This window comes from Burkholderia sp. MS455 (genome assembly GCF_016899445.1).
In the GTDB taxonomy this organism is placed as follows: domain Bacteria; phylum Pseudomonadota; class Gammaproteobacteria; order Burkholderiales; family Burkholderiaceae; genus Burkholderia; species Burkholderia pyrrocinia_C.
The window spans coordinates 652659-669525 of the sequence record NZ_CP041777.1 but is presented as its reverse complement, the minus strand read 5'-3'; the positions used below and the strand labels follow the sequence as shown (position 1 = coordinate 669525).

The window sequence follows — 16867 nt, the reverse complement described above, 5'->3', positions numbered from 1 at the left end:
GGTCCTCACGAAGGCGGGTCGGGCGGCACGGCCGCGACGGCGACCGCGACCGCATGCGCGGCGACGTCGAGGCCGTCGGCCGGCCACGCGCGCGGGCCGGCATCCGGCGTGGCCGTGTCGACCAGCACGCGGTAGGCGAGCACAGGCGCGGGCGGCGCAAACGTGATCGTTTCGGACGACGCGTTCAGCATCACGAGCAGCGACTCGGTGCGCCCGGTGCGGCCCGCGCCGACGCGCCGCATCGTCAGCGCGCGGCGCTCGCGGTCGTGCCACGCGGGCACGGTCAGCACGTCGCCGCGTTCGTCGAACCAGTCGATCTCGGCCATGCCCGGCGCGCCGTCGTGATCGCCCGACGGATAGCGCGGCGCCGACATCAGCGGGTACATGCGCCGCAGCGCGGCGAGCCGCGACACGAAGCGCATCAGCTTCACGGCTTCGTCGCTGCGCGCCAGATCCCAGTCGAGCCACGACAGTTCGTTATCCTGGCAGTAAGCGTTGTTGTTGCCGTGCTGGGTGCGGCCGAACTCGTCGCCGGCGACGAGCATCGGCGTGCCGAGCGCGGTGAACAGCGTCGCGAGCATCGAGCGCGCGACGCGCGCGCGCACGTCGCGGATCGCCGCGTCGTCGCTCGGCCCTTCGGCGCCCCAGTTCGCGCTGCAGTTGTCGTCGCGGCCGTCGCGGTTGTCCTCGCCGTTCGCGTCGTTGTGCTTGTCCGCATACGACACGAGATCGGCGAGCGTGAAACCGTCATGCGCGGTGACGAAATTGACCGATGCCCACGTATGGCGCCGCTGGTGGTTGAACAGGTCGGCCGATCCCGCGAGCCGCGCGGCAAGTTCCGGCCGCTGGCCCGCGTCGCCGCGCCAGAAGCGCCGCACGGTGTCGCGAAAGCGGTCGTTCCATTCGGCGAAGCCCGGCGGGTGGCGGCCGAGCTGGTAGCCGCCGGGGCCGAGATCCCACGGCTCGGTGATCAGCTTGCGCTGCGCGAGCACCGGGTCCTGCCGCAGCGCGTCGAAAAATCCCGCGCCGGGATCGAAGCCGTGATCCTCGCGGCCGAGCGTCACGCCGAGATCGAAGCGAAAGCCGTCGACGTTGAACGCGGTGGCCCAGTAGCGCAGCGAATCCATCACCATCTGCACGACGCGCGGGTGCGACAGGTTCAGCGTGTTGCCGCAGCCCGTCTCGTCGACATGAAAGCGATGGTCGCCCGGCACGAGCCGGTAGTAGCTCGCGTTGTCGAGGCCGCGCCACGACAGCGTCGGGCCGAGCTCGTTGCCTTCGCAAGTATGGTTGTAGACGACGTCGAGCACGACCTCGATGCCGGCCGCATGCAGCTGGCGGATCGCGATGCGCATCTCGTCGAGCCGCCGCGTCGCGAGATACGCGGGTTCCGGCGCGAAGAACGCGGCCGTGTCGTAGCCCCAGTAGTTGCGCAGCCCGCGTTTCACGAGTTCGCGCTGCTGCAGGAACGCGTGGACGGGCAGCAGCTCGACCGTCGTCACGCCGATCGACAGCAGGTGATCGATGAACGCCGGATGCGCCAACGCAGAGAACGTGCCGCGTTCGGGCGCGCGCAGCCCGGCGCGGCGCATCGACACGCCGCGCACGTGCGTCTCGTAGATCACCGTGCTGCGCCACGGCACGCGCGGGCGCCGGTCGTTGCTCCAGTCGAACGCCTCGTCGACCACCACGCATTTCGGCATCGCGGGCGCCGAGTCGCGCCGGTCCATCGACAGGTCCGCGCGGCTCGAATGCACGCGATAGCCGAACAGCGCGTCCGACCAGCGGAAGTGGCCGACCAGCTTGCGCGCGTACGGATCGAGCAGCAGCTTGGTCGGATTGAAGCGATGGCCGTGCTGCGGCTGGTACGGGCCGTCCGCGCGCAATCCGTACACGGTGCCCGGATGCGCGTTGGGCAGGTAGCCGTGCCACACCTCGTCGGTGCATTCGGGCAGGTCGAGGCGCGCGAGTTCCCTGCGGCCGGTCGGATCGAACACGCATAGCTGGATGCGCTGCGCGTGCGCGGAAAACACCGCGAAGTTGGTCCCGAGGCCGTCCCAGGTCGCGCCGAGCGGATAGCGGCGGCCGGATTCGAGGCGAGCGGGCAGGGCACTCGGCATGGGGCGGAACTCTCCGTGTCGAAGGGGTGGGGAATCAGGCTGGGCTCAGCCACAGCGTCGCGAGCGGCGGCAGGCGCAGCGTCGCCGACCACGCCTCGCCGTGCGCGGGCACGGCCTCGGCCCATACGGCGCCGTCGTTGCCGGCATTGGTGCCGCCGTACGATGCGGCATCGGTGTTCATCCGTTCGCGCCATTGGCCGGGCGCCGGCAGCCCGACGCGGTAGCCGGTGCGCGGCACCGGCGTGAAGTTGCAGACCGCGACCACCAGGTGCCCCGCATCGTCGCGGCGTACGAACGCGAACACGCTGTTGTCGCGGTCGTCGCCGATCAGCCAGGCGAAGCCGGCTGCGTAGCAGTCGAGCGCATGCAGCGCGGGTTCGGCCGCATACGCGCGGTTCAGGTCGCGCACGAGCCGCTGCACGCCGCGATGCGCGGGCGCGTCGAGCAGATCCCAGTGCGGCGTCGAGTCGTGCGCGAATTCGGCCCATTGCGCGAACTCGCTGCCCATGAACAGCAGCTTCTTGCCGGGATGCGCCCACATGAAGCCGAAGTACGCGCGCAGCGTCGCGAGCCGCTGCCACGCGTCGCCGGGCATCTTCGCGACGAGCGAGCCCTTGCCGTGCACGACCTCGTCGTGCGACAGCGGCAGCACGAAGCGCTCGGAGAACGCGTAGATGAGCCCGAACGTCATCCGGTCGTGGTGATAGCGGCGGTGGATCGGGTCCTCGCGCAGATACGCGAGCGTGTCGTGCATCCATCCCATGTTCCACTTGAAGTCGAAGCCGAGCCCGCCATTGACGGTCGGCGCCGTGACGCCGGGCCACGCGGTCGATTCCTCCGCGACGGTGACGACGCCGGGCGGCGCGGCCGCACCGTGCAGCGTGTCGTTCAGCATGCGCAGGAACGCGACCGATTCGAGGTTCTCGCGCCCGCCGTACATGTTCGGCACCCATTCGCCTTCGTTGCGCGAATAGTCGCGGTACAGCATCGACGCGACCGCGTCGACGCGGATGCCGTCGACGTGATACCGGCGCGCCCACGCGAGCGCCGACGCGACGAGGAACGCGCCGACCTCGGTGCGCCCGACGTTGAACACGCACGTGTGCCAGTCGGGATGCAGCCCTTCGCGCGGGTCGGCATGCTCGTACAGCGCGGTGCCGTCGAACTGCGCGAGGCCGTGCGGATCGTCGGGGAAATGCGCGGGCACCCAGTCGACGATCACGCCGATGCCGGCCGCGTGCGCGCGGTCGATGAACCGCGCGAAGCCGTCGACCGGCCCGAAGCGCGCGGACGGCGCGAACTGCGCGAGCGGCTGATAGCCCCACGAGCCGCCGAACGGGTATTCGGCGATCGGCATGAACTCGACGTGCGTGAAGCCCATCCCGTGCACGTACGGAATCAGCCGCTCGGCAAGCTCGTCCCACGTCGCGCTGCGGTCCATCTCCTCGGGCACGCGCTGCCACGATTCCGGATGCACCTCGTAGATCGACCACGGCGCGCGGTAGCGGTCGGCGCGCGGCCGCGCGTGCATCCAGCCGTCGTCGTGCCACGCGAACGCGTCGAGCGCCGCGACATCGGCGACGACGGACGCCGTGCGCGGCGGCGCTTCCGTCGCGCGCGCGCACGGATCGGCCTTGTGCGGCAGCACGCGCCCGTCGGCCGCGCGCAACTCGTACTTGTAGCGCTCGCCCGCGCCGATGCCCGGCACGAACAGCTCCCATACGCCCGACGGCCGCCGCAGCCGCATCGGATGGCGGCGGCCGTCCCATCCGTTGAAATCGCCGACCACCGACACGCGCTGCGCGTTCGGCGCCCATACCGCGAAGCGCACGCCATCGGTGTCGTCGATGCGCGCGGGCGTCGCGCCCAGGCAGTCGAGCACGGCGGCCGGATCGCCGGCCGCGAAGCGCGCGAGCGCGGCGTCGTCGAGCAGCGTGCCGAACGCATACGCGTCGTCGGTCACCTGCCGCGCGTTCGGCCAGTCGATCGCGAGCAGGTAATGGGGAACCCCGCCGTCGTGCGCGATCGTGCCGGCGAAGCAGCCGGCGCGGTCGACGCACGCGAGCGCGCCGAGTTCGTCGCCGTCCGGCGACAGCGCGCGCACGCGCTCGGCGCCGGGCAGCAGCGCGCGCACGACGATCCGGTCGGCCTGCCCGTGCGGGCCGAGACACGCGAACGGATCGGGATGTCGGCCGGCGAGCAGCGCGTCGATGTCGGCCTGTTCGAACAGCGTGTCGGTCATCGCGTTCCTCCGGGTTCGGGCGCGCTGCCGTCGTCGAGCAGGCGCTCGACGAGCGCCGCGAGCCCGCTGACCGGCACGCTCAGCCAGTCGGGCCGGTTCGCGGCCTCGTAGCACAGCTCGTACGACGCCTTGTCGATCAGGAACAGCGCGAGCAGGCGATCGGCATAACGCGGGTCGACGAAGCGTACGGGCGCGAGCGCGGCGGCCGCGCGATAGCATTCGACGAAACGGTCGGCGGCGGCCTGCCCGAACCGGTCGAACAGCGCGCGCTTGCGGCCGGCCGCCTGCGGCGGCGCTTTTTCGATCGCGAATTGCGCGGTCGCGCTCACATACGACAGCGAGCGCAGGAAGCCGGCCACGTCGCGCAGCGGATGCGATTTCGCGCGGCGCCGTTCGAGCGGGCGCGCCGGTTCGCCTTCGAAGTCGATCAGCAGCGCATCGCCCTGCACGTCGAGCACCTGTCCGAGGTGGAAATCGCCGTGAATCCGCGTGCATTGCGCGTCGAGCGTGCGCGGCACGAGTTCCCCGAGCGCGCGCACGGCGGCGTCGCGCGACGCGAGCAGCGCATCGGCCGATGCGCGCATCGCGGGATCGAGCGCATCGAGCGCATCGAGCGCATCGAGCCGCGTGCGCAGCACGTCGAGCGCGCGTTCGAACGACGCGATCGCGTCCACGCACCAGCCGTCGACGTGATCGGGTGTCGCGCGTTCCGGCGCGAACGCAGGATCGTCGGACGGCTGCGCGAGCGCGACGTGCAACTGGCCGAGCCGCGTGCCGACGATGCCCGCGAACGCCGCATAGCCGACCAGCGCCTCGGGTTCCTCGTCCTGTTCGGCCGCTTCGTCTTCGTCGGCGGCCGGCAGCGCGAGCTCGTCGACCGCGCGCCGCAGGAAGTCGAACGAACGCGTCCATGCGTCGCCCTGGTTGTCGACGTAGCGCTGCAGGATCGCGACCGTGTGCGGCGTGCCGTCCGGATCGACGTGCACGACCTCGCCCGCGAGCGTCGCGGTGTTCGCATAGCCGATGCGCGTCAGGTGCCGGCTCATTTCCGCTTCCGGATGCACGCCGTGCGCGACCTTGCGCACCAGCTTCAGCACGATCGCGTCGCCGATCACGAGCGAGCTGTTGCTTTGCTCGGCCGCGAGCCAGCGCACTTCGGCGTCGTCGCCGGGATCGAGCGCGGCGAGCGCGCTCTCCGGCAGGAACGCGAGCCGGCCGCCGTCGGAGGTCGGCACCGTCGCGCCGTCGCGCAGCATGCGCAGCATCCCGCGCGCGAACGACGGCAGTGCGAACGCATCGGTCAGGTAGCCGACCGTATGGCCGCGCCGCACGCGCGCGAGCGCGAGCTGCGCGAACAGCGGCTGGGACGTCTCGCCGCCCCAGGCCGTCGCGAGCGGCACGATATAGCGCTCGACGCCGCCGTCGCTGGCGCTGACCCACGCCTCCGCATACTGGAACGCTTCGCCCGGCACCGGCGTGACGACGTTCAGCCATGCATCGCCGATCGCGCGATCCTTCGACGCGAACCAGCGCCGCCGCGCGAGCCACGACGCGAGCGCATCGTGCGCGAGCGCGTGCAGCTGCCCGACGTCCGGCCGCGCGTCGCCGCGCCGCATCACGAGCGTCACGTATTCGGGCAGCGGCTCCGCATGCGGCTGCCGCCACGACGGCTCGCGGCCGTGCCCGGACAGCTCGAACCACAGGAACCCGTACGGCGGAAAGGTGAGGAGATACGGGAGCTGGCCGATCGGCGGAAACGGCGAATCCGACGTCATCTCGATCGGCACGCGGCCCGCGAATTCCGACAGGTCGAGCTCGACCGCCTGCGACGCGCGCGACAGGTTCGCGACGCACAGCACCGGATCGCTGCCGTCCAGCTCGCGCAGGTACGCCAGCACCTTGCGGTTCTCCGGGCGCAGGAAACGGATCGTGCCGCGCCCGAACGCCTGCGTCGCACGGCGCGTCGACAGGATGCGGCGCGTCCAGTTCAGCAGCGAATGCGGGTCGCGCGTCTGCGCCTCGACGTTGATTGCGTCATAGCCGTACAGCGAGCCCATCACCGGCGGCAGCACGAGCAGTTCGGGGTCGGCGCGCGAGAAGCCGCCGTTGCGGTCCGACGACCACTGCATCGGCGTGCGCACGCCGTCGCGGTCGCCGAGGTGGATGTTGTCGCCCATGCCGAGCTCGTCGCCGTAGTAGATCACGGGCGTGCCGGGCATCGACAGCAGCAGCGAGTTGATCAGCTCGATGCGGCGCCGGTCGCGCTCCATCAGCGGCGCGAGCCGGCGCCGGATGCCGAGGTTCAGCCGTGCGCGCCGGTCGCTCGCATAGGTCTGCCACAGCAGGTCGCGCTCCGAATCGGTCACCATCTCGAGCGTCAGCTCGTCGTGGTTGCGCAGGAACACGGCCCACTGGTTGCTCGGCGCGAGCGCGGGCGTCTGCCGCATGATGTCGACGATCGGGAAGCGGTCCTCGCTCGCGATCGACATGTAGATGCGCGGCATCAGCGGGAAGTGGAACGCCATGTGGCATTCGTTCTCGTCGCCGAAATATTCCTGCACGTCTTCCGGCCACTGGTTCGCTTCCGCGAGCAGCATCCGGTTCGGGTACTCGGCGTCGATCGTCGCGCGGATCCGTTTCAGGATCGCGTGCGTTTCCGGCAGGTTCTCGTTGTTCGTGCCTTCGCGCTCGACGAGATAGGGCACCGCGTCGAGCCGCAGCCCGTCGATGCCGAGATCGAGCCAGAAGCGCATCACCTGGATCACCTCGCGCACGACGGCCGGGTTGTCGAAGTTCAGGTCCGGCTGGTGCGAATAGAAGCGGTGCCAGTAGTACTGGCCGGCGATCGGGTCGTGCGTCCAGTTCGATGTTTCGGTATCGAGGAAGATGATCCGGGTGCCCGCGTATTTCGTGTCGGTGTCGGACCACACGTAATAGTCGCGGTGCATCGAGCCCGGCTTCGCGCGCCGCGCGCGCTGGAACCACGGATGCTGGTCCGACGTGTGGTTGATCACCAGCTCGGTGATCACGCGGATGCCGCGCGTATGCGCTTCGCGGATGAAGCGCCGCACGTCGGCGAGCGTGCCGTAGTCGGGATGCACGTCGCGGTAGTCGGCGATGTCGTAGCCGTCGTCGCGGCGCGGCGACGGGTAGAACGGCAGCAGCCAGATCGTGTCGACGCCGAGTTCGGCGATGTAGTCGAGCTTCGCGATCAGGCCGGGGAAATCGCCGATGCCGTCGTTGTTCGAGTCGTAGAACGACTTCACGTGCACCTGGTAGATGATCGCGTCCTTGTACCACAGCGGATCGTCCGCACAGAGCGCGGGCGCGCGGCGGCGCGCGCGGCGCCGGCGCGGCGTGCCGGCCGGCGCGAGCGACGGGAACTGCGCGCGGCGCACGTCGTCGAGGGAATCTTCGCGTTTCATCATCCGTGGGCTCCCGAAGGTCGTCGGGCGTCGTCCGGTCCGGGCGCGGCCGCCCGCGCGGTGCCCGGAGACGGCGCGAGCCGCCAGATCGCATACGGCCGTACGTGCGGATCGAGCGACACGTACTGGCGATGGCCGCGCCATGTCTGCGCGTGCGCGGCATCCAGTTCGAGCGCGTCGAGCGGTTCGCCGTCGGCGAGCCCGAAGCCGCGCCACAGCGCCGCGTCGAGTGTGAAGTTCGCGGCCTGCGGATGCCACGGGTCGAGGCTGATCGCGACGACGACGACGCTGTCGAACGCCGGCGTCGCCTTGACGAACACGAGCACGGCGTCGTTGTCCGCGTCGGCGAACGTCAGGCCGAGATGCGTCTGCAGCGCCGGGTGATCGCGCCGTGCGCGGTTCAGCCGCGCGATTTCGGCGCCGATGTGCGCGGCGCGGCTCCAGTCGCGCGCGCGCAGCTCGTACTTCTCCGCGTTCGCGTATTCCTCGCTGTCCGGCAGCGGCGCCGATTCGCCGAGCTCGAAACCCGAGTACATGCCCCATGAACCGGCCAGCGTCGCCGCGAGCGCCGCGCGGATCACGAACTGCGTGCGCGGCGCGTTCTGCAGGTGGCGCGGGTTGATGTCGGGCGTGTTGACGAAGAAATTCGGCCGGAAGAACTCGCGCGCGGGCCCGGCCGTCAGCTCGGTCAGGTAGTCGATGAACTCGCGCTTCGTCTCGCGCCAAGTGAAGTACGTGTACGACTGCGAGAAGCCGACCTTCGCGAGCCGATACATCATCGCCGGCCGCGTGAACGCTTCGGACAGGAACACGACGTCCGGATGCCGGCCGCGCACGTCGTCGATCATCCACGCCCAGAACGGCAGCGGTTTCGTGTGCGGATTGTCGACGCGGAAGATCCGCACGCCCGCGTCGACCCAGAACTGCACCGCGTCGCGCAGCGCGAGCCACAGGCCGGGCAGTGCATCCGGCGCGTAGAAATCGGGGTTCACGATGTCCTGGTAGCGCTTCGGCGGGTTTTCCGCATAGCGCAGCGAGCCGTCCGGGCGCCACGCGAACCAGCCCGGATGCGCGGCCAGCCACGGGTGGTCGGGCGAGCACTGGATCGCGAAATCCAGCGCGATCTCGAGCCCGTGAACGCGCGCGGCCTCGACCAGCGCGCGGAACGATTCGAGCGTGCCGAGCTGCGGGTGCACGGCCGTGTGGCCGCCGTCGGGCGAGCCGATCGCGTACGGGCTGCCGACATCGTCGGGGCCGGCTTTCAGGCTGTTGTTGCGGCCCTTGCGCGCGGTGGTGCCGATCGGGTGGATCGGCGGGAAATACAGCACGTCGAAACCCAGGTCGCGAATGCGCGGCAATTGCGCGATCACGTCGTCGAACGTGCCGTGCCGATGCGGATCGTCGCTCGCCGAGCGCGGGAACATCTCGTACCAGCTCGAGAAGCGCGCCGCGCGGCGCTCGACGTCGACCGGATACACGGTCTCGTCGTGCGTGACGAACGGGCGGTAGCGCAGTGCGGCGAACGCGTCGGCCAGCGACGGCGCGCCGAGCAGCGCGAGCCGTTCGGCGGGCGGCGCGTCCCTGAACTCGGCGACGAGGCGTTCCATGTGCGGGACCGCGCGTGCGTCGGCCGGATCGGCGAGCTTGAGCGCGGTCGCGAGCAGCAGCTGGGCTTCGCGCAGTTCGAGCGTCACGTCCTGGCCGGCCGCGTGTTTCTTCGCGACGTCGTCGGCGAGCGACGCCCAGTCGTCGCGCCACGCGATCACGCGAAATGCGTGGCGGCCGACCCGGTCGAGCATGATGCGCGCGTGCCAGCGGTCGTTCGGTTCGGCTTCGAACGGCACTTCACGCCAGGCGTCGTCGCCTTCCGCGTGCCACTGGAGCGCGGCCGCGAGATGCGCGTGCCCGTCGGAGAAGATCGATGCATGCACGACGAGCGGTTCGCCGATCACGCGCTTGACCGCGAAGCGGCCGCCGTCGACCGACGGCTCGACGCGCTCGATCGCGATCCGGTCGGCCGCGAGCGCGGCCGACAGCACCGTGCGTTCGCGTGCGGCGTCGGGGCGCGTCGTGACGGGCGGGGCGCGCCGGGCATTCAGCAGCGCGTGCGCGCCGGGCCCGAGCGTGAAGGCTTCGAGCGCGGCAGGCGGGTGGGTTGGCGCGCCGTCCCGCGTCACGACGCGCGTGAAGCTGCCCGGCACGCCGGGCAGGATCGCGGCGGGATCGACGGTTGTCGCCGTGTCGAGGTCGGGATTCAACGCGATCAGCAGTGCCGCTTCGTCGTGTTCGAGCGACGGCCCCGTGCCGCGCAGCAGCACCGTCGCGGTGGCGCCGGGCGCGCTCAGCTGCGCGATCTCGCCGCGCGCGGCCGCCACGGGCGTCGCGCGACGCCACGCGTTCGCATCGGCGATCGCACCCGACAGGTCGAAGCGCGCGCGCTCGAACGCGGTGCGGTAGCGATCGGCATCCGCGTCGCGCGACATCAGCGGCAGCGTGACGCCGCGCTCGAAGCCCATCGGCGCGAGCCAGCCGGTGCCGACGGCCGCGGCCGTCCACAGTGCGCGGCGATACGCGCGTGCGACGGTGTCGTCCGGTGCGTCGGGCCAGTCGTCGGCGAGGCGCGGGCCGTCGAACGCATCGGGAAACGCAATCGGCGAGCCGATGCGCCGCAGCAGCCGGTGTTCGTCGGCGAACCACGGTGCGTGGAGATCCCACCAGCGCACCGACGAGAACACCGCATCGAACCCGGCCGCTTCGAGCTGCGCGAGCGCGTCGCGTGCATGGCCGGGCACGCCGGCGAGCACCGCGGCGTCCGGGCGCGCGCGGCGCAGCGCCGCGCGCCAGCCGGGCCACCAGTCCGCCGGCAGATGATGCGGCGCGTCGACCAGGAAGCCGGCCGCGCCCGCGTCCGCAAAGGCGGCGAGGTGCGCGCACCACCACGCCGACAGCGCGTCGCGCGCCGCATCGTCGCCGAGGTTGGCGTGCACGACATCCAGCGCGTGCGCGGTGCCGCGCGGGTCGATCAGCGCATCGTCGTGCGTGCGCTCGACGTACCAGTCCGGATGCGCGGCGCGCAGCGGGTTCTCGCGCGCGATGCGGTCCGGCACGACTTCGAGCAGCATGCGCAGCCCGTGGCCGTGCGCGAGCTGCGCGAGCCGCGAGAACGTTTCGAGCGCGCTCGCGCGCGTCGCGAACGTGTGGGCCGGGCGATGGAAATCGGCCACGTGGCGCGGGAAGCCGGCCACGCTCGCGGCCCAGAACGACCCGACCAGCACGTGATCGAAGCCCATTCCCGCGATATGCGCGCAGGTTTGCCCCCACGCGTCGAGCGGCCCGACGAGGCGGGCGTCGCAGAAATAGATATGCGGAGCGAAGGTCGGCGTGGAGTCCATGGCGCGGAGCGTGCGGGCGGCGGCGGTCGATAACGCCGGGTTGCCGCAACGCGTGTGCCTGCCGCGCGGAGTCCGGCGCGGCAATGGTCAGGCGGGATGCCGGCGCCGGCGGGCTGTCGTTTTTACATGACCGCTGTACTGCCGCTTGCACTTACATGCGCGGGATGGAGCGGATATCCGTGCTGTCGCCCGCGGCGCGATCGTCGTCCGTTTCGGGAAGCGGCATGCCGGGGTCGTAGCGCGCCATGGCGCCGTGTTCGATCCGGTGCGCGAACGGCGGCGGTGCGTCGACCTCGTCGCCGAAGCGCGCGCGCACGAATGCGCGCAGCAGCGCCACGCGTGCGTTGGCGCCACGCGCGCCGCAGGCGGACGGGCCGTCGATGAAGGTCGCGTCGCATTCGACGCTGTTGCCGTGGTGTGCGATCCGCAGGTCGTCGACGCGATCGAGCACGGCGCCCGCGTCGGCCCACGACGCCGACGGCGCGAACGGCGCGTCGAGGCGCCTCAATGCGTCGCAGGCGGCCGTCACGACGACCGCCGGCGCGACGGACGTGAAACGCAGCGTGTCTTCGTCATCCGCGCACAACGCGCGTGCGCACCAGTAGTCGAGATCCTTTCCGCCGAGTGCGTCGGTTCGCATGGGCAAGCTCCGCTGGACCGGAAAGGTTTTCAACGCGCAATCGACGTTCCCGTCGCGCGCATCCGCGCGACGAGCGGGTAGTGGTCGGATGCGTGCCGCGCGCGCATGCTGCGATGCACGATCACGTCGATCAGCAGTTCCCCCGGGTGGATCCAGATCCGGTCCAGCGAGAACACCGGATACAGCGTCGGGAACGTGCGCGGCGCGGGCGCGCGCCGGAACCGCGTGACGAGCGCCTGCAGCGCGCGGCCGCGCACGAACCATTCGTTGATGTCGCCGAGCAGGATCACCGGCATCGCGCCGGTGTCGAATGCGGCGAGCAGCCGTTGCACCTGTGCGCTGCGTTCGCTTGCCGACAGGCCGAGATGGGTCGCGACCACGCGGATCGTGCCCGCGCCGCAGTCGATGTCGGCATCCAGCGCGCCGCGCGGCTCGCGCTGATGGAACGACAGGTCGAGCGTGCGCGCCGCGCGGATCGGGCAGCGCGACAGCACCGCATTGCCGTAGCGGCGCTCCGGCGTGTCGATCGTCGGGCCGGCCACCGCATGCATGCCGGTCGCGTCGCGCAGGTGCGCGAGCACGTCGGGCGCGCGCGTGCCGCCGAGCGGCACTTCCTGCAGCGCGATCACGTCCGCGTCGAGTTCGTCGATCACGGCCGCGATCCGGTCGGCCGCGCGCGCCGGCCACACGCCGTAGCCGCCGCGGATGTTGTACGTCGCGATCCGCAGGTCGCGCCCGCCCGGCGCCGCGGCGGGCGGGCCGTCGGCCATGACGACTTCGGGCGGCGGCGCCGCGTGTCGGCTCAACGCCATCGCCGCAGCACCCTGATGAGGATCGCCGAGACGCCGACCAGCGCGATGCCGATCGCCGCAAGCCATGCGAACGCGCCCGGCCGCGGATGGCTGAGCGCGGCGGTCAACTGGTGCGCGAACGTAACCGTCAACACGATGCCGGGCAGCATCCCGATCGCGGTGCCGACCAGGAAGTCGCGCAGGCCGATGTGCGACGCGCCGGCGACGAGGTTCACGACGGTAAACGGCGCGATCGGCAACAGCCGCAGCACGGCCATCGCGACCACGCCGCGCCGGCCGATGCGTTCGCTCAGCCGGTTCGCACGCGCGCCGGCGAGCCGGCGCACCGCGTCGCGGCCGAGCCAGCGGCCGAGCCCGTAGGTCGCGGCGGCAGCCGCCATCGAGCCGAGGCCCGCATACGCGAAACCGGGCCACGCGCCGAACACGAGCCCGGTCGCGGCGATCAGCAGCGTGATCGGCACCGCGAACGTCGCCGCGACCACATAGCCGGCGAGCAGCAGCGCGGGCGCGGCCGGCCACTGCGCGATGCCGGCCGCCGCGTGCGACAGCGAAGCGACATTCAGCCGCGCGCCCAGCGGCGAGAAGCGCCACACGAGCGCCAACGCGGTGATGGCGAGCACGATCGCGCCGAGCACGAAGAACCGCGCGCTCAGCGAGCGATGCTGTTCGCGCGGTACGAATTCGCGGACGAATCGGTCGGGTTCGATCGGCTGCTCGGGATCGAGCCGCGTGCTGACCGGCACGAGCGCGTCGAGTTGCGGTGCGACGGCCGGATCGAGCGTGCGCAGCGTGCGGCCATGCTTCGCGCGCAGCCGGTCGAGCACGGCGTTCGGCCGGTCGGCGCAGGCGAATGCGGCGGCAACCGCGGCGGGTGTCGTGCCGAGATGCTCGGCCAGCAGCCGCTCGCGCGTGCCGGCGATCGCCGCGCGGATGCGCGCGTCGCCGGCCGCGACGAGCGCGATGCAGCATTCGGTGTCGAGCAGCATCGAGCGGTTGTTCAGGTTCGCGCTGCCGATGACCAGGCATTCGTCGTCGACGATCGCGAGTTTGCTGTGCACGTTCACGCACGCGTCGCCGAGCCCGTCGACGTGCGGATACAGCAGCCGGTAGCGGCCGAAGCGGTCGGCCGCCGCGAGCGTCGCGTGCAGCCGCGCGCGCAGCACGCCCATCGTCGCTTCCTGCAGCCAGCCGCTCTGCACGCGCGGTGCGACGACCGTCACGTCCGGCCCGTGCGCGTCGGCGAGGCGCGCGGACAGCGTCTCCCGCACGACCGCCGCGGTGAAATACTGGTTCTCGACGTACAGGTGCCGGCCGCGCGGCGCGGATCGCGTCCCCAGACGAGGGCGCGCGCACCTGCAAGCACCGGCTCGCGGCCGGCCGTGGCGCGGCGCCGTATACGCGATGCCGAGCCGCACGTCGCGCACGTCGACGCGCGCACGGGCGGCCACGGATCGTCGTCCGGCCGTTCGAGATGCCGCTGCGCGCGGATCGCGATCGGCCGCCCGCACGCGTGCAGCCAGCGCGTGCGCGCCTGCTCGCCGATCGCGGCGGCCGCGTTTCGCCGTCGAACATCGCCTGCACGTCGTGGAACGGGCGCCGTACGCATCCCGTGCTCGTCGCGGCGGCGCGGGTCGCCGGCCGCATTGCGCGGGGCGTGTCCCAGCGCGCGAGCTGTGTGAGGTCGAGGCCGCCGACGAACGCGAGCCGGTCGTCGATCACGACGAGTTTCTGATGATGCGACGCGCCGCGCGGATGCGTGTCGTCGAGCCGAAAGCGGATGCCGCGATGCACGCGCCAGCCGGCGCGATACACGGGCGGCCAGTCGCGCTCCAGCGCGTAGATCATCGCGAAGTCCCACGCGAGCACGTAGATGCGCAGGTTGTGCCGCGCGGAGGCGAGCGCGTGCAGGAACGCAGCGAGCGTGTCGGGGAAGGTGTCGCCATCGCCCGCGCCGCCCGGCGCAAGCCGCATCCGGCTGTCGACGTCCCAGCCGACGATGAATACCGTATGGCGTGCCCGCAGCAGCGCGGCGCGCAGCGTCGCGAAATACGCATCGCCGTCGACGAGCGTCGCGAAGCGGTCCGCATGGCAAATCGCGTCGCAGTTGCGGCCACGTTCGAGCAGGCCGTGTCGCGACGCGTCGCCCGGCGGCAGCGCGGCGGCCGCTGCATCGTCCGGGCCTGCCGTTGCGATGGCAGCGAGCCGCACGCTCCTGCGGTCCGGCGCGATCATCGTGCGTCGACGTCCCGGTCGCCGTCGATGCGCTGCAGCAGCGCGCCGCAGCGGGCGCGCAGCGCCTGCAGCTCCGGCGAACGGGCGTCGAGCCGCACGCGTTCGCCGTTTTCGAGGCCGTGCTCGACCGCGATCTCGTAGATCTCCTGCGCGATCGTCGCGGCCGCGCTCGCGATCCTGATCCGGTCGAGCCAGCCGCATTCGGCGTGATGGCACGCGAGCCACGCGCGCAGCGCACCGACGCGCTGGCTGATGGTGAGCCATCCGCCGAACCGCATGCGGGCGGCCAGCTCGCTCGTCACCAGATAGGAGAGCAGGTCGGTCTGGGTCACACGAAGCTCCTTGACGAAGTGTCGGGGCGGCAGGTCCGCACGCCGGCGATGTTCAGCAGCGTCTTGCCGAGCGCCGCAAATTCCGGTCCGCTTGTGCACGAGAACGGAGCCGGGACGTTGTCGGTGTCCGGATCGTCGTCCGACTGCTGGACGATGAACCGCTTCACGCGCACGCGTCCCGCGCCGGGTGTATCGTGCAGCGTGCCGAGCGTGAGATCGCTATGCTCGACGACGAGCGCAGCGTGCGCGGTTGACGCTGCGCGATGAGGCGGCATTCGAGCCGTGAGCATCACGAGTGCCGGGTAGCGTGGCCGGTAGCAGGCGTCCGACGCGTTCGAGGTGCCCGATCATGATGTGCATTCCTTCCGTTTCACCCAGGCGCGTACCGGTAGCGGTTCGACGCGAAATGGGGACGTAAGGGGGCGCAAGGCGCGTGCCGGCCGCGCACGCTGCGTGCGAGCAGGGCGGCCGGCGCGCGCGGCGATCGGGCGGCGCGCATTTTTTGCATCGTTATCGCAGATAAGCACAGGAGGCCATCGTGCAACATCAACAGGATGCACAGGTTCGCGACCCGTATCGCGGTCACGAGATCCTCGTATGGGCGCGGCGCAACGATAGCGGCGCATGGCGCGACGAGGTACAGGTGTATGTCGGCGGCGAGCGCATCGAGCTGGTCGAGCCGGCTGCTGCCGGCCCCGAATGGCTGACCGAGAATGAAGCATTGCGCGCGGGCGTCGAGCGCGGCCGTTACCTGATCGACAAGCGCGTCGACGACGATTGACCGGGATGCATCGACGCGCGATCCGCGCACCCGCGCCGTCTGCCGGTACGACCCCGGCCGCGCGCGTGGCCTTGCCTGCAGCCGCTACGAAATCGACGTGAACCCGGCCGGCCGCATGCTGTTCGCCGTGCCGGCCGCGTGAAGCGCGCGGGAGCTTCGATCCGGCGAAGGCGACCCCGGCGAAGCGGACGGGCTACGGCCGCGCGGCGATTTCATCCAGATGCCACAGCAGATCCGCCGGATCGTCGTACACGCGCAGCGCGCCCGCGCGTTCCAGTTCGTCGCTGCCGTAGCCGCCCGACAGCAGCCCGACGCCGAGCGCGCGGCAGCGGCTGGCGGCGAGCATGTCCCAGATGCTGTCGCCGACGACCACCGTGTGTTCGATCGGCACGTTCAGTTGCGCGGCCGCGGTCAGGAACAGGTCGGGGTCCGGTTTCGCATATTTCACCTGGTCGCGCGTGACGACGACGTTCTTTGCCGGATCGACGCCGAGCGCCTCGAGATTGATGGCGGCCGTTTCCATCCGCCCGCTGGTGGCGATCGCCCAGCGGATGCCCGCGCTCGACAGCGCGGCCAGCAGCTCGCGCGCGCCCGGCAGCGGCCGAACCTGCGCGCGCAGCCGCTGGTACGCGGCCGCATGCAGCCGGGCGAGCCGTTCGACGCGCTCGGCGTCGATGTCGCCCGCCGTCTCGCGCAGCAGCTGGTTCAGGAACAGGCCGCCGCTCATCCCGATCTTGCGGTGGATGCGCCACACCGACAGCTCGATGCCCTCGGCATCGAGCGCTTCCTTCCACGCGAGCACGTGCTGATAGACGCTGTCGACGAGCGTGCCGTCGAGATCGAACAGAAAAGACGTTTCAATGCGCATGTGAATCTCCTGGCTCGATAGGG

Annotated in this window: 9 protein-coding genes and 2 pseudogenes; 1 reads left to right on the top strand and 10 read right to left on the bottom strand. The window is 71.2% G+C overall.

The window, feature by feature from the left end; translation table 11 throughout:
* Nucleotides 1-5: 5 nt before the first annotated feature.
* The 9 genes and pseudogenes from glgX to FPJ27_RS02610 all read right to left on the bottom strand — a co-directional run.
* A complete protein-coding gene (gene glgX / locus FPJ27_RS02650) occupies nucleotides 6-2120 on the bottom strand; it encodes a glycogen debranching protein GlgX (RefSeq protein WP_204420756.1) in 2115 nt (704 codons plus the stop codon).
* A gap of 34 nt (nucleotides 2121-2154) precedes the next feature.
* Complete coding sequence (glgB, locus tag FPJ27_RS02645; RefSeq protein WP_204420755.1) at nucleotides 2155-4362, bottom strand: 1,4-alpha-glucan branching protein GlgB; 2208 nt, start codon at nucleotides 4360-4362, stop codon at nucleotides 2155-2157.
* A complete protein-coding gene (gene treS, locus FPJ27_RS02640; protein ID WP_204421251.1) occupies nucleotides 4359-7787 on the bottom strand; it encodes a maltose alpha-D-glucosyltransferase in 3429 nt (1142 codons plus the stop codon). Before treS ends, glgB begins: the two co-directional genes overlap by 4 nt.
* Nucleotides 7787-11179 carry a maltotransferase domain-containing protein gene (locus tag FPJ27_RS02635; RefSeq protein ID WP_204420754.1) on the bottom strand — a complete coding sequence of 1131 codons (3393 nt, stop codon included), beginning with the start codon at nucleotides 11177-11179 and terminating at the stop codon, nucleotides 7787-7789. Before FPJ27_RS02635 ends, treS begins: the two co-directional genes overlap by 1 nt.
* A 151-nt stretch (nucleotides 11180-11330) precedes the next feature.
* Nucleotides 11331-11819, bottom strand: coding sequence for a phage protein NinX family protein (locus FPJ27_RS02630; protein WP_204420753.1), 489 nt, complete (start codon nucleotides 11817-11819; stop codon nucleotides 11331-11333).
* A 29-nt stretch (nucleotides 11820-11848) separates the two neighbouring features.
* The gene (locus FPJ27_RS02625; protein WP_204420752.1) at nucleotides 11849-12631 is read right to left on the bottom strand and encodes an endonuclease/exonuclease/phosphatase family protein; all 783 of its coding nucleotides are present in this window, start codon (nucleotides 12629-12631) and stop codon (nucleotides 11849-11851) included.
* Nucleotides 12622-14785, bottom strand: a pseudogene (locus FPJ27_RS02620) (VTT domain-containing protein). The gene FPJ27_RS02625 and the pseudogene FPJ27_RS02620 overlap by 10 nt, the downstream one beginning before the upstream one ends.
* A gap of 74 nt (nucleotides 14786-14859) precedes the next feature.
* On the bottom strand, nucleotides 14860-15195 hold the full coding sequence (locus FPJ27_RS02615) for a hypothetical protein (RefSeq protein WP_204420751.1): 336 nt from the start codon (nucleotides 15193-15195) through the stop codon (nucleotides 14860-14862).
* Nucleotides 15192-15475 (bottom strand): annotated as a pseudogene (locus tag FPJ27_RS02610) (MgtC/SapB family protein); the annotation flags it as partial. The pseudogene FPJ27_RS02610 and the gene FPJ27_RS02615, both read right to left, overlap by 4 nt.
* 258 nt (nucleotides 15476-15733) lie before the next feature.
* On the opposite strand from FPJ27_RS02610, the gene FPJ27_RS02605 reads away from it, so the two are divergent.
* Entirely contained in the window at nucleotides 15734-15976 is a 243-nt protein-coding gene (locus FPJ27_RS02605) for a DUF6566 family protein (protein WP_034184441.1), read from the top strand.
* 193 nt (nucleotides 15977-16169) lie between these two features.
* On the opposite strand, the gene FPJ27_RS02600 is transcribed toward FPJ27_RS02605, so the two are convergent.
* Nucleotides 16170-16844, bottom strand: coding sequence for an HAD family hydrolase (locus FPJ27_RS02600; RefSeq protein ID WP_047904178.1), 675 nt, complete (start codon nucleotides 16842-16844; stop codon nucleotides 16170-16172).
* Nucleotides 16845-16867 lie beyond the last annotated feature (23 nt).